This window comes from Kitasatospora sp. NPDC015121 (assembly GCF_055562955.1).
Genome location: NZ_JBVHEH010000017.1, coordinates 154,304 through 174,739, shown reverse-complemented (window position 1 = coordinate 174,739; position 20,436 = coordinate 154,304). Strand labels below are relative to the sequence as shown.

Genomic DNA, 20,436 nt, shown 5'->3' with positions numbered 1-20,436 from the left:
GGCCGGGCTGCTCGTCGGAACGCGGTACCGCACCAACCACCACTGAACGTCCGGGGCACCGCCGCCAAGGTGCCGCCCTCCGCGGGGCAGCGCCGCCAGACCGGAGTAAACGATCATGACTTCTGCACCCCCCGCCGACGCGCGGGGACGGACTCGACGGGGCCGGGGCGACAGCCGCCGCGGCGACAGCGTGTTCTTCAACCTCTCGCGGGGCTCGGGCATCCTGCTGCTGGTCATCATGGCCGCCATCGCAGGCTTCCTGGCCTACCGCTCCTTCCTCGCCCTGGGCAAGAACGAGGGCAACTTCCTCACCACCTTCGAGTGGGCGCCGGACGGCGTCAAGCCGGTCTTCGGCATCGCGGTCCTCACCTTCGGCACACTGGTCAGCGCGTTGATCGCGATGGTCATCGCGGTCCCGATCTCGGTCGGCATCGCGCTGTTCATCTCGCACTACGCGCCGCGCCGGATCGCCCAGCCCTTCGCCTACCTGGTCGACCTGCTGGCCGCCGTGCCGTCCATCGTCTACGGCCTGTGGGGCGTGCTGTTCCTCGTCCCGCACATGGACGGCCTGACCAGCTGGATGGACCAGTACCTCGGCTGGACGTACGTCTTCGACCAGTCCAGCACCGGCGTCCCGCCGCGCAACCTGTTCACGGTCGGCATCCTGCTCGCCATCATGGTGCTGCCGATCATCACCGCGGTCACCCGCGAGGTGTTCCGGCAGGTCCCGCGGATGCACGAGGAGGCGGCGCTCGCGCTCGGCGCGACCCGCTGGGAGATGATCCGCACCGCGGTGCTGCCGTTCGGCCGCCCCGGCATCATCTCCGCGTCGATGCTCGGCCTGGGCCGCGCGCTCGGCGAGACCATCGCCGTCGCCACCGTGCTGTCCACCAACAGCCAGCTGTCGCTGCACCTGCTCGACCCGGGCGGCGGCACCTTCGCGCAGAACATCGCGCTCAAGTTCAACGAGGCCCAGCCGCTGGGCCGGGACGCCCTGATGGCCTCCGGCCTGGTCCTGTTCGTCATCACCCTGCTGGTGAACGGCGCGGCCCGCATGATCATCGCCCGTCGCAAGGAGTACTCGGGGGCCGCCGCATGAGTGCCGTCATCGTCACCGACGCCGCCCCGCAGCTGAGCCACCGGCTCACCGCGGCCCGGCTGCCCCGCTGGGCGCCGGCCGGCATCGCCCTCGCCTCGATCGCGGTCGGCTGCGGCGTGGGCGCCGCCGCCGGGCTGGAGAGCCACCTGCAGTGGGGCCTGATCTCGGCGCTGCTGTTCCTGGTGGTCAGCTACACCGTCTCGGCCGCGGTCGAGGGCCGCCGCCAGGCCCGGGACCGGTTCGCCACCTCGCTGGTCTGGGTCTCCTTCATCTGCGCCGTGGTGCCGCTGGTCGCCCTGACCTTCTACACCGTCCAGCAGGGCATCGACGCGATCACCCCCGAGTTCCTCACCCACTCGATGAAGGGCATCGCCGCCACCCTCAGCCCGGACGGCGGCATCTACCACGCGATCATCGGCACCATCGAGCAGGTCCTGCTCGCCACCCTGATCGCCGCCCCGATCGGCCTGCTCACCGCCGTCTACCTGGTGGAGTACGGCCGCGGCCGGCTCGCCAAGGCGGTCACCTTCTTCGTCGACGTCATGACCGGCATCCCGTCGGTCGTCGCCGGCCTGTTCGTCCTCTCGCTCTGGAACATCGCCCTGGGCTTCCAGTACTCCGGCTTCTCGGGCAGCCTCGCGCTGGCCATCCTGATGATGCCGGTGGTGGTCCGCTCGACCGAGGAGATGCTCAAGCTCGTCCCGAACGAGCTGCGCGAGGCCTCGTACGCCCTCGGTGTGCCGAGGTGGAAGACCATCCTGCGGATCGTCCTCCCCACGGCCGTGGGCGGCATCACCACGGGTGTCATGCTGGCCGTCGCCCGCATCACCGGCGAGACCGCCCCCGTGATGATGCTGGTCTTCGGTGCCGACTTCATCAACAGCGACCCCTTCAACGGACCGCAGCAGTCGCTGCCGCTCTACATCTGGCAGCAGTACTCGCAGATCAACAACGACTACGGCTACCAGCGCGCCTGGGGTGCGGCCCTGGTGCTGATCGCGTTCGTGATGGGTCTCAACCTCATCGCCCGGGGCATCGCGCGGTGGCGCTCGCCCAAGGGCGGGCACTGACACCGACTGACGTTCGAACAGACGAGAGAAGACGAAAGACCATGGCCAAGCGCATCGACGTCAGCGGACTGTCCGCCTACTACGGCTCCACCCGCGCCATCGAGGACATCTCGATGACCATCGAGCCCCGCTCGGTGACCGCCTTCATCGGCCCCTCGGGCTGCGGCAAGTCCACCTTCCTGCGCACCCTCAACCGGATGCACGAGGTGATCCCCGGCGCCCGGGTCGAGGGCAAGGTGATGCTGGACGACGAGAACCTGTACGGCGCCCACGTCGACTCGGTCGCCGTCCGCCGCTCGGTCGGCATGGTGTTCCAGCGCCCCAACCCGTTCCCCACCATGTCGATCTACGACAACGTGGTGGCGGGCCTCAAGCTGGCCGGCGTGAAGAAGAAGTCCGTGCTGGACGGGGTGGTGGAGCGCTCCCTGCAGGGCGCCAACCTGTGGAACGAGGTCAAGGACCGCCTGGGCAAGCCCGGTGCGGGCCTGTCCGGCGGCCAGCAGCAGCGCCTGTGCATCGCCCGGGCGATCGCCGTCGAGCCCGAGGTGCTGCTGATGGACGAGCCCTGCTCGGCCCTCGACCCGATCTCCACCCTCGCCATCGAGGACCTGATCGGCGAGCTGAAGTCGCAGTTCACCATCGTGATCGTGACCCACAACATGCAGCAGGCGGCCCGGGTCTCCGACCGCACCGCCTTCTTCAACCTGGCGGGCGTCGGCCAGCCCGGCAAGCTGGTCGAGCTGGACGACACCCAGCGGATCTTCTCCAACCCGTCGGTCCAGGCCACCGAGGACTACATCTCCGGCCGCTTCGGCTGACCGACCCGGCCCCCCGGGGCCCCACCCGACTGCTCCGCGGCGCTGCATGGCGGTGCCGCCGCGGAGTCAGAAAGAGGAAGGGCCCGCCCCCGTGCTGTGGGGGCGGGCCCTTCCGCCGTTCTCGTCGGTCCTCCCGGTCCCGCGCCGGGTCAGAGGACCAGCAGGTTCACGATCCCGAACATCGCGGCGGCCACGACCGCCGCGGCCGGCATGGTGATGAACCAGCCCAGCACGATGTTCTTCGCCACCCCCCAGCGGACCGCGCGGACCCGCTTGGTGGCGCCCACGCCCATGATCGCCGAGGTGATCACGTGGGTGGTGGAGATCGGCGCCGCGTAGACGAACGAGGTCGTGTACATCACCGCGGAGGCGGTGGCCTCGGCGGCGAAGCCCTGCGGCGGGTCCAGCTCGATGATCTTCCGGCCGAGGGTGCGCATGATCCGCCAGCCGCCCGCGTAGGTGCCCAGCGAGAGCATCGTGGCGCAGGAGATCTTCACCCAGATCGGGATGCCGTTGCCGGTCTGGTGGCCGGAGATGACCAGGGCCATCACCACGATGCCCATGGTCTTCTGGGCGTCCTGCAGGCCGTGCGCCAGCGCCATCGCGGCCGCCGAAGCGGTCTGCGCCACCCGGAAGTTGCGCTTGGCCTTGTGCGGGTTGGCCCGCCGGAAGATCCACAGGATCGCCAGCATCACCAGGAAGCCGCCGACCAGGCCGACCACCGGCGAGACGATCATCGGAACGATGATCTTGTCGACCACGCCGTGCCAGACCACCCCGATGCCACCCGCCAGCGCCGCGCCCACCATGCCGCCGAACAGCGCGTGCGAGGAGGAGGACGGCAGGCCGAAGTACCAGGTCACCAGGTTCCAGGCGATCGCCCCGACCAGGGCCGAGAACAGGATCGCCATGCCCTTGCTGCCGGTCGGGGTCTCGATGATCCCCTTGGAGACGGTCTTGGCCACCCCGCTGCCGAGGAACGCGCCGGCCAGGTTCATCACCGCGGCCATCGCCAGGGCCGCCCGCGGGGTCAGCGCCCGGGTGGAGACCGAGGTGGCGATCGCGTTCGCCGAGTCGTGGAAGCCGTTCGTGTACGTGAAGAAGAAAGCGACGCCGATGACGACGATCAGTGCTGCCATGTCCACGGAGGTCAGGACTCCTTGACGGCGATGGTCTCCACCGTGTTGGCCACGTGCTCGAACGCGTCGGCGGCCTCTTCGAGGACGTCCACGACCTGCTTGAGCTTCAGCACCTCGATCGCCTCGTACTGGCCGGAGAACAGGTGGGCCAGCAGCTTGCGGTGGATCTGGTCCGCCTGGTTCTCCAGCCGGTTGACCTCGATCCAGTACTCGGTGAGGTTCGACATCGACCGCAGGTTGGGCATCGCCTCCGCGGTCAGCTCGGCGGCCCGGGCCAGCACCTCGATCTGCTGCTCGATGCCCTTCGGGAGGGTCTCGATGTCGTACAGCACGACCAGGTCGACGGCCTCCTCCATGAAGTCCATGATGTCGTCCAGCGAGGAGGCCAGGTTGTAGATGTCCTCCCGGTCGAACGGGGTGATGAACGAGGAGTTCAGCTGGTGGAAGATCGCATGGGTGGTGTCGTCGCCGGCGTGCTCGGCGGCGCGCATGCGCTCGACGATCTCCGCGCGGGCTGACACGTCCGAGCCCAGTAGTTCCAGCAGGAGCTTCGATCCGACGACGAGGTTCTCCGCTGCTGCGGCGAACATGTCGTAGAAGCTCGTCTCCTTCGGGGTCAGGCTAAAACGCACGGAAATCTCCGATGTGCGGGGTCGGTACTTGACGATGCTAGGCGCACGCCCCCCTCACCTGAACACGGGGTTGCCGACGCGCGCCCTAAGTGTGTCCCACGACACGCCGGTTTGCTCCCGCTCTGCACGGGGATCTCTGACCTGACGCCCGGACGGCGGAACACCAGGCCGGTGCCGCTTGTTGGATCCGGGGGCACCTCCCGGCCGTAGGCTGGGGGCGGGCCGAGCACCGAGACCACGAGGGCGGACCGGATGACCACCATCGACACCCCGAGCGCCGGCACCGCGCCGGCCACCGACAGCGCACCGGCGGCCGCCTGCCACGGCGCCTCCCCGGGTGCCGGGCCGCACGGCTACAGCGGCGAGAAGGAGGCGCACCTCAAGCGGCTGCGCCGGATCGAGGGCCAGATCCGCGGCCTGCAGCGGATGGTCGACGAGGACGTCTACTGCATCGACATCCTCACCCAGGTCTCCGCCTCCACCAAGGCCCTGCAGTCCTTCGCGCTCTCCCTGCTGGAGGAGCACCTGCGGCACTGCGTGGCCGCCGCCGCGGCCGCCGAGGACGGCGGCGAGGAACTGAACGCCAAGGTCGCCGAGGCCAGCGCGGCCATCGCCCGGCTGCTGCGCACCTGACCCGAGCGCCCGACCGACGCGGCGTCAGTCCGCCCCGCCCGTCAGCCCGCCCCGCCTGTCAGTCCGGTCCGTCCGTCAGTCCGGTCCGTCCGTGGCCGGATCGCGGCGGGCCAGCAGGACCTCGTCGATCTGCTCGGCGGCCAGCCGTTCCGCGCGGCTGGCCGAGGCGGCGATCATCAGCTCGCCGGTCAGGTCGATCTCGTCCAGCGCGGTTCTGTCGTGGCCGCCGGTGCCGCTGTCCCCGGATGCCATCTCCACCCCTTCCGCCGCCCGGCCGTGCCCGCCCCGTACCAGCGTAGGGAGCGGCGGGCCGGGCCACATGGCACGGACGGGCCATCTCTGCCGTCCGAAACGGGTGGGCCCGGCGCTCCGCCGGTCACTTCGGCGAGGGGGTGGCCTTCATCGAGTAGATGTCGGCGGCGGCGGGCTCGGCGGCCTCCACCGGCTTGCCGAACTCGCTCAGCGACAGCGTGGAGACCACCTTGACCTGGTCCTTCGGCGCGGTCGAACCGGCCACCCCGGCGAAGGCGAAGTTCTCCACCACCTTGTGCAGCCGGCCCTGGCCGTCCAGCCAGGCCTCGAACGGGACCTCCTTCGCGGTGAAGGTCTGGGCGGCCATCCGCAGGCCGTCCGCCCCCCGGCCGCCGGTCGCGTCGGCGGCCTTCGCCAGGTCGAGGGTGCCCTTGTAGTGCTTGAGCTCCACCCCGTCCGCCGTCTCGGTGCCCACCAGCTCGGCGTGCAGCGCGCCGCGCAGCGCGCCCGCCGCGGTGGCCGGGTCGGTGGCGCCGGAGCTGACCAGGTTGCCGTCCGGGAGCTGGCGCACGTCCAGCTTGACCCACTTGCCCTCGGGGATCTTCGCGCCGCTGTTCTGCAGGTACACCGTGCCGGGCAGCACCACCTCGGTGATCTTCCCGGTGGTGGCGGCGCCGGGCGGGACGTCGATCTCCAGCCGGCCGATCCGCTTCACGTAGTCGTAGCCCCCGCCGCCGTGGAAGACCGCCCTCTTGTCGGCGGACTCGGTGACCAGCTCGGTGGTCGCCCGGGCCGAGCCGGTGCGGCCGGTGATGTCGGCCGCCGAACGGACCGCCGTCAGCGGGTCCCCGGACAGCTGGTCGGCCGAACCCGGCCGCTCCTGACCACCGCCGCCGCAGGCCGACAGCACGGTGACGAGCAGGGCCGCGGCGGCGGCGCGGTTGAGCGTCTTCACTTCTTCGACAACCCCCTCGGGCCCCGGACGACCCGGGATGACCCGGCGAGCAACCACCCCGGATGGGCGGAGCGCCTGCCAGGCAAACGAGCCGGGGCGCGGAAGGTTACGCCGTTGTTCACCGAACGGACCGGAGGCCGGTCCGCCGGGCCGGGATACGGTGAAAGGTGTGGCAGAACAGCGCGCAGGGGCCTTCGGCAGGGCATTGGCGGCCGACCACACGACCGGCCGCACCACCGACCGCACGAGCGGCCGCACCGATCACACCGACCGCACGAGCGGCCGCCCGGACGGACACCGGGTGGAGGTGGTGGAACGCGGCTCGTTCAGCTTCGCGCAGTGCGCCTGCGGCTGGTTCGCCCCGGCCCGGCGCTCCCGCGACAAGTCCCGGCGGGACGCGGCGGACCACCTCGCGGAGACGGCCGGACCGGTGGCGCGGGCGGGTTGACCCCCCCCGGGCCCCGGGCCCCGGTGCTGCCGGGCTCAGGCCGCCAGGTCCGACTCGCGGTCCCGTTCCGGCTCGCGGCCCCGGTCCCGGCCGGCCCGGCGGCCCGAGCGGCGGGCGCCCGACCCGGCCGGCCGGCGCCCGCCGGAGCCGTCGGCGGGTACCCGGGCCGCCACCAGCGGCCGCAGCGCGGTCCGGGACAGCGCGTGGCACAACGGCACCAGGACGGCCATCGCGATCGGCGCGAGCAGCAGCACCACGGCGGTGGCCAGCGCGTAGCCGCCGAGCACGTCGGTCGGGTAGTGCACGCCGACGAACAGCCGGCAGAAGCCCTGCAGCAGGGCGAGCGCCCCGGCGACCAGGCCGAGCCTGCGGTTGACCAGGAACAGCGCGACGGCGATGCCCATGGACATCGCCGAGTGGTCGCTGACGAAGGAGAGGGTGTCCTCCTTGCCGGGCACCAGGACGTCCAGCTCGGGGTGGGTGACGAACGGGCGGGGCCGGTCGACGAGCTTCGAGATCGGCAGGTTGGCGAGCTCGGCGACGGCGACGGCGATCGGCGCCCACAGCACGCCGGCCACCGCGACCGGCGCGTCCGGGCGGCGGCGGGCGGACAGCCAGGCGGCCAGGCCGACCGCGGCCAGGCCGAGCAGGACGCCGTACTCGGCCGTCCAGGCGACCAGCGAGTCCAGCCAGCCGGGGGCGTCGGCGGCCAGGCCGTTGACGGCCTTGAGCAGCCCGAGGTCGGGGTCGCTCGAAGCGGTTCCGGCGTCGGCGAGCAGCGTCGGCACGCCGCACCTCCCTGTCGGCTCTCCGCAGTGGTCCCAGGTCGTGGTGCTTCCGGGTGCGGACGACCGGCAGCCTCCTGAGTCAACGCGATCAAGGGCGCCGCGGTTTCCGTGGAAACGCACCGTTATGCAAAATTGACTGACCGTCCACCGGGCGTGCACATGCCGGGCCGGTCCGGACCGGTTCCGGACCCGGTCAGTCGGTCTTCGGCGCCTCGCCCCGGGTGATGGTGCCGTCGCCCAGGTTCCGGTTGGGCAGCGCGGCCGCGCCGTCCGGGGTGACCCGGGTCGCGCCGATGTAGTCCCGCTGGTCGATGGTGTCGTAGCGGACCTTGGCGCCGGTGTGCGGCGCGTCGATCATGTAGCCGCCGCCGACGTAGATCCCGACGTGGTGGATGGTCCGCGGGTCGTCCAGGTCGTTGGCGAAGAACACCAGGTCGCCCGGACGGAGTTGGTCCCGCGAGGGGTGCGGCCCGGCGTACCACTGGTCGTTGGCCACCCGGGGCAGCTCGATGCCGACGCTCTCGTACGCGACCTTGGTCAGGCCCGAGCAGTCGAACCGCCCGTTCTCCCACTCCTGCCCGGTGCCGCCCCACAGGTAGTCGGTGCCCAGCTTGCTCTGCGCGAACCAGATCGCCCCGGCGGCCTCCTTGGACAGCGCCAGCTGCACGCCCGGGTCGGCCGGCGCGGTGAAGGACTTCGCCAGGGTCTGGATGCTGCGGACGTACCCCTGGGTCTCCTTGTACGGCGGGATCCCCCGGTACTTGGAGACCGCGCCCGGGCCCGCGTTGTAGGCGGCCAGCATGTTCGCCTGCCGGTCGCCGGGGACGTTGGCGACCTGCTTGGCCAGCAGGCAGTCGTAGCTCGCGGCGGAGGCGATCGCGTCGAGCGGGTTCCAGACGTCCCGCTTGCCGTCGCCGTCGCCGTCGACGCTGAAGGCGTCCCAGCTGCCCGGCATGAACTGGGCCATGCCCATCGCCCCGACCGGACTCCTCGCCCCCGGGTCGAAGCCGCTCTCCTGGTAGAGCTGGGCGGCCAGCACCGGCGCGGAGATCTCCGCGCAGAGCTCGCCCCACCGCTGGATGTGCGCCTGGTACGCGGCCGGCACCGTCCGCCCGGAGAGCCCGGGCCGCGCGGCGGACTGCCCCGGGACCCCGCTGGCCGCGTACGTCCCGACCGTCACGACGCCCACGAAACCGATCACCACCACCGCCGAGGCGGCCCCTGCCACCCGAGCCTTCCGGAGCACCATCAAGCACCATCCCGACGGAACGTCAGCGGCCATGTCCTGTTACGCAATTGCCCGGTGCAATCATCACAGATACCAGGGGCGGGAAGTATCCTTGTAGCCACCGGACATCCTGGCGGAGGCGTCCGGCCAGCCACGAGCAATCCGCGAGAAGCAGCCAAGTCGGCGTCGGATCCGGCCAAGAATAGGACCTGCCCCTTCGCTCGACCGTGGTCCGGGGCCTTGAATTTTCCTGATCGGGCGGTGAGATGGGATGGACCTGAACGTGGACAGCACAGTGATCCGGCACTTGGCGGAGGACCCGCCCAAGAAGGCCGACATCGACACCATCATCGGCGGGATCGCCCCCGACTGGGGCCCGTTCGCCACCCTCGGCTCCTCGGCCCGGGTGATGGTCCAGGTCGTGATGGCCGTGGCGATCCTGGTCTGCCTCGCCATCGCCATCTGGGGCGCGGCCAAGCAGCGGATCGGCGCCACCGCGATGCGCGACACCTTCAGCGCCGAACAGGGCAAGGGGCTGATCGTCGCCGGCCTGACCGGCGTGTTCATCATCGGTTCGCTCGGCACCCTGTTCACCATTGTGTACGGCATGGCCATCTGACGATCGGACAACCGCCGCCCCGGCGGCGCCGGTCCACCACCCGTCCGTCACCGCCTCCCCCGCCGACCCGCTTCCCACCGCACGCTCACGCCGAGCACCCGTCACGCCGCCGCGCACGCCCCGCGCGGCGGCGCCCACCAGGAGGGCCCCGTGCCGTTGTCCGACGACCAGCCGCACACCCGTACGCGGCTACCGGTCGCCGAACAGAACGCCCCCGCGAGCGGCCGGCCGGCCAGACCGCTGCGCACCCTCCTGACCGTCCTCGGCATCGTCACCCTGCTGGTCGTCGCCGTCGCCGTCGCCAACCGCGACAAGGCCCCCGTCGACCGCGGCGCCGCCACCACCTCCGGCGACCGCGCCGCCGGCGGCGCCACCGCCTCCCCCGACCGCACCGCCGCCAGCGGGCAGCAGCCCGTCGGCACCACGGTCAACGGCATCGGCACCGGCTACCCGCACACCGACCAGGGCGCGCAGTCCGCCGCCGCCAACTACGCGGTGGCGCTCGGCTCCACCGACATGTTCCGCGCCGACTCCCGCCGCACCGTCCTCACCACCATCGCCGACCCCACCGCCGTCCAGACCCTGCAGACCCGCCTCGACCAGGCCTTCACCCCGGAGACCAACGCCCGCTACGGGCTCGACGCGCAGGGCAGGGCGCCGGCGAACCTGACGTTCATCAGTCGCGCCATCCCGATCGGCACCGACCTGCTGAACTACTCGGACACCGGGACGAAGGTGGACGTCTGGTGCAATTCGCTGGTGGGGCTGACCGGTAAGACCTCGGAGATCCCGGTCACCGCGAGCTGGTACACGCTCGACATCACGATGCGTTGGACCGGCAACGACTGGAAGATCATCGATTACAGCCGGAAGGCAGGCCCGGCCCCGTTGCCCGCTGACCAACAGGCCGCGACCTCGGAGGAGATCACGGGTGCCGTCCAGCAATTCGGAGGTTTCCGCTATGCGCGCTGACGGAGCGGGCAGAGGTCTCGGCCGTCGTGTCGCCGTCCTGGCCGGGGCGACCGCTTCGCTCCAGACGGCGCTCCTGGCGGTGGTCAGGGCGGCCACCGCCGCGACCCCGTCGCCCACTCCCCAGCCCTCTTGCACGGTGGACGTGCCGGTGCCGGGTGCCGACAAGCTGTGCGCTCCGCCCGGGGCCACCGTGATCCCCGGGAGCGGGGCGGTGTCCGGGGTGACGGATCCGTTGGGGTCGTTGGCGAAGGGGTGTGCGCAGGCGGCGGCCTGGGTGGTGCGGCAGTTGTCGGGGGCGATCGACGGGACGACGAAGGTCGACTTCACGAACGCGGCGTTCCTGCAGCAGTACGCGGTGGTGTTCGCGGTCTCGACGGTGATCACGCTGGTGCTGTGGCTGCTGGCGGTGACGAAGCGGGCGGTGCGCGGGGCGGCGCTGGGGCAGGCGTTCGGCGAGGCGGTCGGGTACCTGTGGCTGACGGTGATCGCCTCGGCGTTCACGCCGTTGATCCTGTACACCGTGGTGACGGTGACCGACGGGCTGACGGACGCGATCGCGTCGGGGACGAAGTCGGACACCGGCACGTACCTGGGCGGGTTCGCGGACACGTTGGAGAAGGGCACCATGGGCGGCGGCCCGCTGATCCTGATCCTGGTGTCGCTGGTGGCGGTGCTGGCCGCGGCGGTGCTCTGGGTGGAGCTGGTGATCCGGGCGGCGATGCTGTACGTGGGCGCGCTGCTGGGGACGGCGGTGTACGCGGGGCTGGTGGACAAGCAGATGTGGAAGCACGTCCGCCGGTGGGCCGCGATGATGCTGGCGGTGGACCTGGCGAAGCCGATCGTGGTGGTCATCCTGGGGCTGGCGGGCGCGGTGGCGACCGGCGCGGGGGCGGACGACGACTTCGGCCGGGTGCTGGCGGGGTTGGCGATCCTGTTCCTGTCGATCTTCGCGAGCGCGGCGGTGTACCGGTTCGTGCCGGGCTTCGGCGACGAGCTGATGGCGATGCGGCGGGCCCGGGCGGGCGCGGTGCAGGCCGGCAGCGCGATGATCAACGGTCCGGCGAACTTCGTGAAGCAGGGCATCTCGACGCACGGTTCGCGCGGCGGCGCGGAGGGCGCGGGCGGCGGTGGCGGCGCCCCGGCCGGCGGCGGCGGGGCGGGCGCGGGCATCGCGGCGCACGCCTCCCGTCCGGCGAACCCGCCGCGGGCGGCGGCGCCGCCCGCGCAGGCCCAGGTCCAGGCTCCGGTCAACAACCCGAAGGGAGGGTGACGGGGAGATGAGCAGCGAACAGCTCGGCCAGTACGGCACCCAGTACGCCCATCAGCGCCGCAGTTACCTGATCGGCAAGGCGCGTCCGAACGCGCCGATCGGGCGCAACCGGGAGAACGGCGAGATCGTGCTGATCATCGCCGGCGCGGGCCTGGGCATGGTGTGGGGGCTGGTCCCGAGCCTGTTGCCGCTGCGGATCGCCGGCCTGGTGGGCTTCCCGCTGCTGGCGATCATGGCGGTGTACGTGCCGTACCGGCGGCGGACGTTCTACAAGTGGGCGGAGATCAACCGGACGTACCGGCGGACGGTGCGCAGCGGCCGGGCGGTCTGGCGGCCGGACGTGCACGAGGCGGGCACCCGGCTGGACGGCCGCGAGGTGGAGGTCGGCCCGCCGCCGGGGGTGGGGCGGCTGCGCTGGCTGTCCGCGCCGTTCGGGCCGGACGAGGTCGCGGTGCTGATGCACCTGGAGCGCCGGACGGTGACGGCGGCGATCGAGATCGAGGGCCCGGGCGTGGGCCTGCGCGACTCGGAGGACCAGGAGGCGCTGGTCGACCGGTTCGGGACGCTGCTCAAGCACGTGGCCAACGGCGACGGCTTCGTGACCCGGCTGCAGATCCTGGCCCGGACGCTGCCGGCCGACCCGGACGCGCACGCCAAGGACGTGGAGCGGCGCGGCGACCACGCGGCGCCGCGCTGGCTGCAGGAGAGCTACGACCAGTTGCAGTCGATGGTGTCGACCTCCTCGGAGCAGCACCGGGCGTACCTGGTGGCCTGCATGCACTACACCCGGGACCTGGCGGCCGAGGCGCACGCGATGGGGCGCACCGCGTACGGGCGGGACGACGCGAAGCGGGACCGCAGCGACGACGGTCTGGCGACCGTGATGGCGCGCGAACTGACCGACATCTGCGCGCGGTTGGCGGAGGCGGACATCCGGGTGCGGCAGCCGCTGGGGCAGGCCCGGCTGGCGTCGCTGATCCACTCGATGTACGACCCGGACCACCCGATCGACCACATCCAGGCGATGAGCCGGCGCAACGCCTGGCCGGCCGAGCTGGACGCCACGCACCCGCAGTACCTGCAGGCGAAGACCCGCGAGGCGGCGACCCGGGAGCCGTGGTGCCACGCCACCGCGTGGATCAAGGAGTGGCCGCTGACCCCGGTCGGGGTGAACTTCCTGGCGCCGCTGCTGGTGCACACGCCGGACGTGATCCGGACGGTCGCGGTGACCATGGACCTGGAGCCGACCGACGTCGCGATCGAGCGGATGCTGACCGAGAAGACCAACGACGAGGCGGAGGCCAGCCGGGCGGCGAAGATGAACCGCACGGTGGACCCGCGCGACCTGGCGCACACCGGCCGGGTGGACCAGCGCGGCGACGACCTGGCGTCCGGCGCGGCCGGGGTGAACCTGGTCGGCTACCTGACGGTGTCCTCGCGCAGTCCGGAGGCGCTGGCCCGGGACAAGCGCACCATCCGGGCGTCGGCGGGCAAGAGCTACCTGAAGCTGGAGTGGTGCGACCGCGAGCACCACCGGGCGTTCGCCAACACCCTGCCGTTCGCCACCGGCATCCGCCGCTGACCCCGCTGACCCACCCGGAGGACCGTCGATGCTCGGCAAGCTGACCGATGCCTTCACCAGCACCCTGTTCGGCCGGGTGGAGACCACCCGGCTGCCGGTGCGCACCTCCAGCGGCCAGGCGCAGGCGGTGTACCTGCCGACGGCGGCGCCCGGGCTGGGCGACTCCGGGGTGATCATCGGCCGCGAGGTGTACAGCGGCAAGGGCTACGTCTACGACCCGTTCCAGCTGTACGGCCAGCAGCTGCCGGCCCCGCACTGGCTGGTGCTGGGGGAGTCCGGCAACGGCAAGTCGGCGTTGGAGAAGACGTACGTGCTGCGGCAGTTGAGGTTCCGCGACCGCCAGGTGGTGGTGCTGGACGCGCAGGGCGAGGACGGCGTCGGCGAGTGGAACCTGATCGCGAACGCGCTGGGGATAAAGTCCATCCGGCTGGACCCGCTGGCGGCCCGGGACGGCGGGGTGAAGCTGAACCCGCTGGACCCGGCGATCACCACCACCGGCCAGCTGTCGCTGCTGCGCACCATCATCGAGGTGGCGATGGGCCGCGGCCTGGAGGAGCGGGCCGGCTTCGCGCTGAAGGCCGCGCACGCGTACGTGACGGCGACGGTGAAGGACCGCCAGCCGGTGCTGAACGACATCATCGACACGCTGCGCAGCCCCGACCTGTCGGCGGTGGAGTCGCTGGGCGTGCAGGTCGGCGAGGTGCAGTCCTGGGGCCTGGACGTGGCGCTGGTGCTGGACCGGCTGGTCGACGGCGACCTGCGGGGCATGTTCGACGGGCCGACCTCGGCGGGCATCGACCTGGACGCGCCGCTGATCGTCTTCGACCTGTCGCACATCGACCGGAACTCGATCGCGATGCCGATCCTGATGGCGATCGTCGGGGTGTGGCTGGAGCACACCTGGCTGCGGCCGGACCGGGTGAAGCGGATCTTCCTGGTCGAGGAGGCCTGGCACATCATCAACAGCCCGTTCGTGGCGCAGCTGTTCCAGCGGTTGCTGAAGTTCGGCCGCCGGCTGGGCCTGTCCTTCGTCGCGGTGGTGCACCACCTGTCGGACGTGGTGGACGGGGCGGCGGCGAAGGAGGCCTCGGCGATCCTGAAGATGGCCTCGACCCGGACGATCTACATGCAGAAGGCCGACGAGGCGAGAGCCACCGGCCGGGTGCTGGGCCTGCCGCGCTGGGCGGTGGAGATCATCCCGACGTTGTCGCCGGGCATCGCGGTGTGGGACGTCAACGGCAACGTGCAGGTGGTCAAGCACATCATCACCGAGGCCGAGAAGCCGCTGGTGTACACCGACCGCGCGATGACCGAGGACGCGGTGGCCGAGCGGGACCGGGCCGACCAGCAGCTGGCGGCGCAGCCGCGGATCTGACCCCGGACGGGAGGGCCCGGCCGGGGTCGGGCGGGCGATTCGTCAGGCCGTGGATACCAGCTCGTTACTCGCAGGTTCCTGACAGCTACGCGCGTTGACCCTAGGCTGCACCCTGACAACGCCAGGCCGCGCTGCCGCGGCCCCGACGGTCCAGGGGACACCCATGCCCATTTCCGGTTCCACCGGCCGCCGTTCGACCGCCCTCGCGGTCGCCGCGGCCGCCGCCCTGTTCGGCACGATGGCCCTGCCGGCCACCGCCGAGGCCCACGGCCGGGGCCACGGCAAGCCCACGTACGAGGACCTGCAGCTCCTCGCCATCAACGACCTGCACGGCAACCTGGAGCCCCCGGCCGGTTCCTCGGGCACGATCACCGAGATCGACCCGGCCACCGGCAAGACCGTCGCGACCCCGGCCGGCGGCGCCGAGTACCTGGCCACCGCGCTGCGCCAGGCCCGCGAGGGCCACCGCAACAGCCTGACCGTCGCCGCGGGCGACCTGATCGGCGCCAGCCCGCTCATCTCGGGCCTGTTCCACGACGAGCCGACCGTCGAGGCGCTGAACGAGATCGGCCTGGACGTCACCTCGGTGGGCAACCACGAGTTCGACGAGGGCTCGGCCGAGCTGCTGCGCATGCAGAAGGGCGGCTGCCACCCGACCGACGGCTGCTACGAGGAGGGCCGCACCTTCGAGGGCGCCGACTTCCCGTACCTGGCGGCGAACGTCACCAGCGAGAAGACCGGCAAGCCGATCCTCAAGCCGTACTGGGTGAAGAACGTCCGCGGCGTCAAGGTCGGCTTCATCGGCGTGACCCTGGAGGGCACCCCGAACATCGTCACCGCCGAGGGCGTCAAGGGCCTCAAGTTCGGCAACGAGGTCGCCACGGTCAACAGGTACGCCGCCGAGCTGAAGAAGCAGGGCGTCAACTCGATCGTGGCGCTGATCCACGAGGGCGGCCTGCCCGCCAGCAGCGTGTACAACTACGACTGCGGCGCGGCCGGCGCGGGCATCTCCGGCCCGATCGTGGACATCGCCAAGCAGATCGACCCGGCCGTCGGGGCGATCGTCACCGGCCACACCCACAACTCGTACGCCTGCACCATCCCGGACCCGAACGGCGTGCCCCGCTCGGTGACCAGCGCCGCCTCGTTCGGCCGGCTGTACACCGAGATCAACCTGAAGCTGGACAAGCGCACCGGCGCCATCGTCCGCCCGTCGGTCACCGCCGCCAACCACGTGGTGCGCCGCGACCTGCCGAAGGCGCCGGACCTGACCGCGCTGATCGACCGGTACCGGACGCTGGCCGCGCCGATCTCCAACCGGGCCACCGGCTACATCACCGCCGACATCAACGGCCGCGGCTCCAGCGCGCTGGAGAAGCCGCTCGGCGACCTGATCGCCGACGCCCAGCTGGCCGGCCTGGCGCCCGCCGACAAGGGCGGCGCGCAGGTGGCGTTCATGAACCCCGGCGGCATCCGCAGCGACCTGGTGTACAAGGCCAGTGGCGCCGAGGGCGACGGCGTGGTGACCTACGGCGAGGTGTTCGCCGTCCAGCCGTTCACCAACATGATGCAGGTCAAGACGCTGACCGGCGCCCAGCTGGTGCAGGTGCTGCAGCAGCAGGTCTCCGGCCCCAACGAGGCCTCCCCGAAGGTCCTGCAGATCTCGAACAACCTGCACTACACGCTCGACCTGAACCAGGTCGGCGCGGCCCGCGTCGTCGTCGACTCGATCCGGCTGAACGGCGCGCCGGTCGACCCGGCCGCGCGCTACCGGGTCGCCGCGAACGAGTTCCTGGCGGGCGGCGGTGACGGCTTCCCGGCCTTCGCGGCCGGCACCGACAAGCTGGTCGGCGCCTCCGACCTGGACGTCTTCAACACCTACCTGACCGCCCACAGCTCGGCGAGCGCCCCGCTCGCGCCGCCGGCCGCGGACCGGATCACCGTCGTCCCGGTGGTCAAGGCGGGCTGACCGCGCACCGCCCCGCGCGGAGGGCGGGACACCACCGGGTGTCCCGCCCTCCGGCGCGTCTCAGCGCGGGTCGTCCGGCTGCCCCGGCAGCACCAGCACCGCCCGCGTCCCCGCCCCGCCGTCCGGGGCCGGGCCCAGCGCGACCTGCCCGCCGGCGTCCCGGACGGTCTGTGCGACGATCGACAGGCCCAGGCCCGAGCCCGGCAGCTGCCGGGAGGACGGCGAGCGCCAGAACCGGTCGAACACGTACGGCAGTTCGTCCGCCGGGATGCCGGGGCCGTGGTCCCGGACCGTCAACCGCCCCTCCCGCAGGGCGACTTCGACCGTCCCGGCGGGCGGCGAGTACTTCACCGCGTTGTCCAGCAGGTTGATCACCGCCCGCTCCAGCGCCGCCGGGTCCCCGTGCACGTACCAGGGCCGCACGTCGGTGTCGAAGACCAGCGCCGGACCGCGCAGCCGGCCCCGCTCCAGCGCCCGGGCGACCGTCTCGTGGAACGGCACCACCGTCCGCACCGCCTCCGGGTTCGGCGTGTCCGGCCGGGACAGCTGCAGCAGGTCGCCGATCAGCACGGTCAGCTCCTGCATCTGCGCCTTCATGTTCCCCAGCATCCGGGCCCGGGTCTCCGGCGGCAGCGCCCGCCCCTGCGCGTCCGAGCGGATCAGCAGGTCGACGTTGGTCCGCAGCGAGGTGAGCGGGGTGCGCAGCTCGTGGCCCGCGTCGGCGATCAGCCGGGTCTGCCGCTCCCGGGAGTTGGCCAGCGCGGTCGACATCGAGTTGAACGAGGTGGACAGCCGGGCGATCTCGTCCTTCCCGTGGACCGGGATGGTGGTGCCGACCTCCTCGGTCCGGGCGATGTGCTCGACCACGCCGGTCAGCTGGTCGACCGGCTTCAGCGCGGACCGGGCGACGACCCGCCCGGCGACGCCCGCGCCGACCACGCCCAGCCCGGCGACGCCGGCCATCAGGAAGGCGAGGCTGCGCAGCGAGTCCTCGACGTCCTGGGTGGGGAGGGCGGTGAGCAGGACGGCCGGTTTGCCGTCGACGGTGGTCGAGCCGCCCCAGACCCGGACCATCGCGGGGGTGCCGTCGGTGTAGCTGCCCTCGCGGTAGACCGGTTTGCCGGTGGACGCGGTGAAGTCGTCGCCGGTGTACTGGATGATCTTGTTCGACTGCGGGGGGAAGCAGACCGTCCCATCGGCAACGATGAACTGGTTGTCGTACTTGTTCTGGTGAAAGGGCAGCCGCCCGTCCGCCGCCGTGGCCGCCTTCGCCAGCGCGGACGCCGGGGTGGAGGCGCAGGCCACCCGCGACTGGTTCGGCGCCCCCGGCGGCTCGGCGTCCTTCAGCGACTGCTGCACCTGCCCGTACAGCGTGTTCCGGACGATCAGCCAGCAGGCCACCGCCACCACCGCGATCGCCACCGCCACCGCGGCGGCGGTGAGCATGGCCAGCCTGCTCCGCAGCGACCTGCCGCGGAACCACCCCGTGAGCCGGCCGGTCGGCTTCACGCCGCGGCGCCGGTCGCGGCGCGCAGGGCGTAGCCGACGCCGCGGACGGTCTGGATGATCCGCGGCATGCCGTGCTGCTCGGTCTTGCGGCGCAGGTACATCACGTAGACGTCCAGGGAGTTGGAGGAGGGCTCGAAGTCGAAGCCCCAGACGGCCTTGAGGATCTGCTCGCGGGTGAGCACCTGGCGCGGGTGGGAGAGGAACATCTCCAGCAGCATGAACTCGGTGCGGGTCAGTTCGATCGTGTGGCCGTCCCGGGTGACCTCGCGGGTGGCGGTGTTCATCCGCAGGTCGGCGAAGGAGAGCACCTCGCCGCCGTCCTCGTCGGCGGCGGTGCGGGCGGCGGCCTCGGCGGCGAGCGCGTTGCGGCGCAGCAGGGCGCGGACCCGGGCGAGCAGTTCGTCGAGCTCGAAGGGCTTGGCCAGGTAGTCGTCGGCGCCGACGTCGAGGCCGGTGACCCGGTCGCCGACGGCGTCGCGGGCGGTGAGCATCAGGACGGGCACGGTGTCGCCGCGGGAGCGCATCCGGCGGACGGCGGTGAGGCCGTCCATCCGGGGCATCATGACGTCCAGCAGCACCAGGTCGGGGCGGTCGCGCTCGACGGCGGCCAGCGCCTCGTAGCCGTCGGTGGCGGTGGCGACCTGGTAGCCCTCGAAGGCGAGGCTGGATTCCAGCGCGTCGCGCAGCGCGGGCTCGTCGTCGACCACGAGGACGCGGGCACCGCCCGTGGCCTCGGCGGGAGTGCGGTCGTCGGCGGGGGGAGTCATCGGCGCGGGCCCTTTCTGAGTCCGGTGCGGTCCTGGCCATTGTCCGTCGGGAGGGACGGACCGGGCGGGGGTCAGAGGGTCTTGCCGGCCTGCATCTGGGACAGGACCTGCTTGACGCTGTTGATCGGGATGGCGAAGCCGAGGCCGACGCTGCCGGCCTCGGAGCCGCCGGTGGAGCCGGAGCCGGAGGCCGAGTACATCGCCGAGTTGAGGCCGATCACCTGCCCGGCGGCGTTGATCAGCGGCCCGCCGGAGTTGCCGGGGTTGAGCGCGGCGTCGGTCTGCAGCGCCTTGTAGGTGGCGGTGTCGGACGAGGACGAACCCGACGAGCCCGAGCCCGAGGACGAGCCCGAGCCGCGCTGGCCGGGCAGGTTCGGGAAGCCGAAGCCGCCGTTGTTGCTGGTGGTGCCCTCGTCGACCTGGACGGAGACCTGCCGGTCCTTGGCGGAGACGATGCCGGAGGTGACGGTGCCGGTGAGGCCCTCGGGGTTGCCGATGGCGACCACCGAGTCGCCGACGGCGGTGCCGTCGGAGTCGCCGAGGACGGCGGTGGTCAGGCCGCTGACGCCGGCGGCGGTGATCACGGCGGTGTCCAGGGACTTGTCGGTGCCGGTGACGCTCGCGGTGGCGGTGGAGCCGTCCTGGAAGGCGACCGTCAGCTGCCCGCCGCCGCCGACCGCGCCGGAGACCACGTGGTAGTTGGTGAGGATCTGCCCGTCGGCGGTGAGCACCACGCCGGTGCCGGTGGCGGTGCCGCCGTTCGTCTTGACGGTGATCTGCACGACGGCGGGGGAGACCGCGGCGGCGATCGCCGAGACGTTCGCGCTGCCGTCGGCGTTGGCCGAGACCGGGCGGACCAGGGTGCTGCTCGCGCTGCCCGCGCCGGAGTGGTCGGCGGCGAGCGCGCCGCCGGTGACGCCGCCGACCAGCGCGGCGACCGCGGCGACGGCGGTGGCCAGGGCGAGTCGGCCGCGCAGCAGGCCGCGGCGGGCGCGGTGCCCGGCGGGGGCGCCGCCCTCCGGGAGGGCGGGGCCGTACCCGACGGGCGGCAGGGCCGGGTCGGGCGCCGGGTCGGACGCGGACCCGGGGGCGGCGGGCGGTAGGGCCGGGTAGGCGGCCTCCTGGTAGGGGGCGGCGTACGGCGGCCGCGCGGGGGCGGCGGGCGGCTGCGGCGGGAGCCAGCCCGCGCCGCCGTCCTGGGGGTGGGGCTCGTGGGTGCTGCGGTGCTGGTCGCTCATGACGACCACGTTCCGCCCGCTTCATGAGGAGCGGATGAGAGGGCGGTACAGGTTCCCCCAGAAGCGTGTCAGC

20 protein-coding genes are annotated in these 20,436 nt (G+C 72.1%); 11 read left to right on the top strand and 9 right to left on the bottom strand.

Annotated features, from left to right (window positions below; genetic code table 11):
- The first annotated feature begins 115 nt into the window (after window positions 1-115).
- From pstC to pstB, 3 genes are read left to right on the top strand one after another with little or no spacing between them, the layout of a single operon-like run.
- Complete coding sequence (gene pstC, locus ACZ3J7_RS25990) at window positions 116-1,099, top strand: phosphate ABC transporter permease subunit PstC (RefSeq protein ID WP_465625231.1); 984 nt, start codon at window positions 116-118, stop codon at window positions 1,097-1,099.
- On the top strand, window positions 1,096-2,169 hold the full coding sequence (gene pstA, locus ACZ3J7_RS25985; protein ID WP_465625229.1) for a phosphate ABC transporter permease PstA: 1,074 nt from the start codon (window positions 1,096-1,098) through the stop codon (window positions 2,167-2,169). The genes pstC and pstA overlap by 4 nt, the downstream gene beginning before the upstream one ends.
- A gap of 41 nt (window positions 2,170-2,210) precedes the next feature.
- The gene (gene pstB / locus ACZ3J7_RS25980; protein WP_465625227.1) at window positions 2,211-2,987 is read left to right on the top strand and encodes a phosphate ABC transporter ATP-binding protein PstB; all 777 of its coding nucleotides are present in this window, start codon (window positions 2,211-2,213) and stop codon (window positions 2,985-2,987) included.
- Window positions 2,988-3,136: 149 nt separating this feature from the next.
- Here pstB and ACZ3J7_RS25975 read toward each other — a convergent pair whose 3' ends face one another.
- Window positions 3,137-4,132, bottom strand: coding sequence for an inorganic phosphate transporter (locus tag ACZ3J7_RS25975; RefSeq protein WP_465625225.1), 996 nt, complete (start codon window positions 4,130-4,132; stop codon window positions 3,137-3,139).
- 5 nt (window positions 4,133-4,137) lie between these two features.
- Window positions 4,138-4,758, bottom strand: a complete 621-nt coding sequence (locus ACZ3J7_RS25970) for a DUF47 domain-containing protein (protein ID WP_014137429.1) — start codon at window positions 4,756-4,758, stop codon at window positions 4,138-4,140.
- A 252-nt stretch (window positions 4,759-5,010) separates the two neighbouring features.
- Here ACZ3J7_RS25970 and ACZ3J7_RS25965 point away from each other — a divergent pair, with 252 nt between their 5' ends.
- The gene (locus tag ACZ3J7_RS25965; RefSeq protein ID WP_465625223.1) at window positions 5,011-5,391 is read left to right on the top strand and encodes a metal-sensitive transcriptional regulator; all 381 of its coding nucleotides are present in this window, start codon (window positions 5,011-5,013) and stop codon (window positions 5,389-5,391) included.
- Window positions 5,392-5,466: 75 nt separating this feature from the next.
- On the opposite strand, the gene ACZ3J7_RS25960 is transcribed toward ACZ3J7_RS25965, so the two are convergent.
- Together ACZ3J7_RS25960 and ACZ3J7_RS25955 are read right to left on the bottom strand one after the other, a co-directional pair.
- Complete coding sequence (locus ACZ3J7_RS25960) at window positions 5,467-5,643, bottom strand: hypothetical protein (protein ID WP_465625221.1); 177 nt, start codon at window positions 5,641-5,643, stop codon at window positions 5,467-5,469.
- A 124-nt stretch (window positions 5,644-5,767) separates the two neighbouring features.
- Window positions 5,768-6,598: an SCO4651 family lipoprotein gene (locus ACZ3J7_RS25955; RefSeq protein ID WP_465625219.1), complete on the bottom strand. Its 831-nt coding sequence runs from the start codon at window positions 6,596-6,598 to the stop codon at window positions 5,768-5,770.
- Between the two features lie 169 nt (window positions 6,599-6,767).
- Between ACZ3J7_RS25955 and ACZ3J7_RS25950 the strand changes: the two genes are divergently transcribed.
- On the top strand, window positions 6,768-7,046 hold the full coding sequence (locus tag ACZ3J7_RS25950; RefSeq protein WP_465625217.1) for a hypothetical protein: 279 nt from the start codon (window positions 6,768-6,770) through the stop codon (window positions 7,044-7,046).
- A gap of 35 nt (window positions 7,047-7,081) precedes the next feature.
- On the opposite strand, the gene ACZ3J7_RS25945 is transcribed toward ACZ3J7_RS25950, so the two are convergent.
- Window positions 7,082-7,834, bottom strand: coding sequence for a phosphatase PAP2 family protein (locus ACZ3J7_RS25945; protein ID WP_465625215.1), 753 nt, complete (start codon window positions 7,832-7,834; stop codon window positions 7,082-7,084).
- A 193-nt stretch (window positions 7,835-8,027) separates the two neighbouring features.
- The gene (locus ACZ3J7_RS25940) at window positions 8,028-9,083 is read right to left on the bottom strand and encodes a C40 family peptidase (protein ID WP_465625214.1); all 1,056 of its coding nucleotides are present in this window, start codon (window positions 9,081-9,083) and stop codon (window positions 8,028-8,030) included.
- 250 nt (window positions 9,084-9,333) lie between these two features.
- Between ACZ3J7_RS25940 and ACZ3J7_RS25935 the strand changes: the two genes are divergently transcribed.
- From ACZ3J7_RS25935 to ACZ3J7_RS25910, 6 genes are all read left to right on the top strand, one after another.
- Complete coding sequence (locus ACZ3J7_RS25935) at window positions 9,334-9,681, top strand: hypothetical protein (protein ID WP_465625213.1); 348 nt, start codon at window positions 9,334-9,336, stop codon at window positions 9,679-9,681.
- Window positions 9,682-9,831: 150 nt separating this feature from the next.
- Entirely contained in the window at window positions 9,832-10,653 is an 822-nt protein-coding gene (locus ACZ3J7_RS25930) for a hypothetical protein (RefSeq protein ID WP_465625211.1), read from the top strand.
- Window positions 10,643-11,923: a hypothetical protein gene (locus ACZ3J7_RS25925; protein ID WP_465625209.1), complete on the top strand. Its 1,281-nt coding sequence runs from the start codon at window positions 10,643-10,645 to the stop codon at window positions 11,921-11,923. The genes ACZ3J7_RS25930 and ACZ3J7_RS25925 overlap by 11 nt, the downstream gene beginning before the upstream one ends.
- A gap of 7 nt (window positions 11,924-11,930) precedes the next feature.
- Window positions 11,931-13,505 (top strand): SCO6880 family protein, encoded by a 1,575-nt coding sequence (locus ACZ3J7_RS25920; protein ID WP_465625207.1) that lies wholly within the window; start codon window positions 11,931-11,933, stop codon window positions 13,503-13,505.
- A 28-nt stretch (window positions 13,506-13,533) separates the two neighbouring features.
- Window positions 13,534-14,880 carry an ATP-binding protein gene (locus tag ACZ3J7_RS25915; protein ID WP_465625205.1) on the top strand — a complete coding sequence of 449 codons (1,347 nt, stop codon included), beginning with the start codon at window positions 13,534-13,536 and terminating at the stop codon, window positions 14,878-14,880.
- 163 nt (window positions 14,881-15,043) lie between these two features.
- Window positions 15,044-16,849: a bifunctional metallophosphatase/5'-nucleotidase gene (locus ACZ3J7_RS25910; RefSeq protein ID WP_465625203.1), complete on the top strand. Its 1,806-nt coding sequence runs from the start codon at window positions 15,044-15,046 to the stop codon at window positions 16,847-16,849.
- A 60-nt stretch (window positions 16,850-16,909) separates the two neighbouring features.
- Here the strand turns inward: ACZ3J7_RS25910 and ACZ3J7_RS25905 are convergent, their stop codons facing one another.
- From ACZ3J7_RS25905 to ACZ3J7_RS25895, 3 genes are all read right to left on the bottom strand, one after another.
- On the bottom strand, window positions 16,910-18,295 hold the full coding sequence (locus ACZ3J7_RS25905) for a sensor histidine kinase (protein ID WP_465625201.1): 1,386 nt from the start codon (window positions 18,293-18,295) through the stop codon (window positions 16,910-16,912).
- Window positions 18,296-18,354: 59 nt separating this feature from the next.
- Window positions 18,355-19,125 carry a response regulator transcription factor gene (locus ACZ3J7_RS25900; RefSeq protein WP_465625199.1) on the bottom strand — a complete coding sequence of 257 codons (771 nt, stop codon included), beginning with the start codon at window positions 19,123-19,125 and terminating at the stop codon, window positions 18,355-18,357.
- A 71-nt stretch (window positions 19,126-19,196) separates the two neighbouring features.
- On the bottom strand, window positions 19,197-20,363 hold the full coding sequence (locus tag ACZ3J7_RS25895) for a S1C family serine protease (protein WP_465625197.1): 1,167 nt from the start codon (window positions 20,361-20,363) through the stop codon (window positions 19,197-19,199).
- Window positions 20,364-20,436 lie beyond the last annotated feature (73 nt).

Coding starts and splice junctions, on each gene's coding strand:
- ACZ3J7_RS25960 (WP_465625221.1), bottom strand. CDS start 5,643: ATGGCATCCGGGGACAGCGGCACCGGCGGCCACGACAGAACCGCGCTG.
- ACZ3J7_RS25915 (WP_465625205.1), top strand. CDS start 13,534: ATGCTCGGCAAGCTGACCGATGCCTTCACCAGCACCCTGTTCGGCCGG.
- ACZ3J7_RS25940 (WP_465625214.1), bottom strand. CDS start 9,083: ATGGTGCTCCGGAAGGCTCGGGTGGCAGGGGCCGCCTCGGCGGTGGTG.
- ACZ3J7_RS25895 (WP_465625197.1), bottom strand. CDS start 20,363: ATGAGCGACCAGCACCGCAGCACCCACGAGCCCCACCCCCAGGACGGC.
- pstC (WP_465625231.1), top strand. CDS start 116: ATGACTTCTGCACCCCCCGCCGACGCGCGGGGACGGACTCGACGGGGC.
- ACZ3J7_RS25910 (WP_465625203.1), top strand. CDS start 15,044: ATGCCCATTTCCGGTTCCACCGGCCGCCGTTCGACCGCCCTCGCGGTC.
- ACZ3J7_RS25900 (WP_465625199.1), bottom strand. CDS start 19,125: ATGACTCCCCCCGCCGACGACCGCACTCCCGCCGAGGCCACGGGCGGT.
- ACZ3J7_RS25935 (WP_465625213.1), top strand. CDS start 9,334: ATGGACCTGAACGTGGACAGCACAGTGATCCGGCACTTGGCGGAGGAC.
- ACZ3J7_RS25965 (WP_465625223.1), top strand. CDS start 5,011: ATGACCACCATCGACACCCCGAGCGCCGGCACCGCGCCGGCCACCGAC.
- ACZ3J7_RS25925 (WP_465625209.1), top strand. CDS start 10,643: ATGCGCGCTGACGGAGCGGGCAGAGGTCTCGGCCGTCGTGTCGCCGTC.
- ACZ3J7_RS25905 (WP_465625201.1), bottom strand. CDS start 18,295: ATGCTCACCGCCGCCGCGGTGGCGGTGGCGATCGCGGTGGTGGCGGTG.
- pstA (WP_465625229.1), top strand. CDS start 1,096: ATGAGTGCCGTCATCGTCACCGACGCCGCCCCGCAGCTGAGCCACCGG.
- pstB (WP_465625227.1), top strand. CDS start 2,211: ATGGCCAAGCGCATCGACGTCAGCGGACTGTCCGCCTACTACGGCTCC.
- ACZ3J7_RS25920 (WP_465625207.1), top strand. CDS start 11,931: ATGAGCAGCGAACAGCTCGGCCAGTACGGCACCCAGTACGCCCATCAG.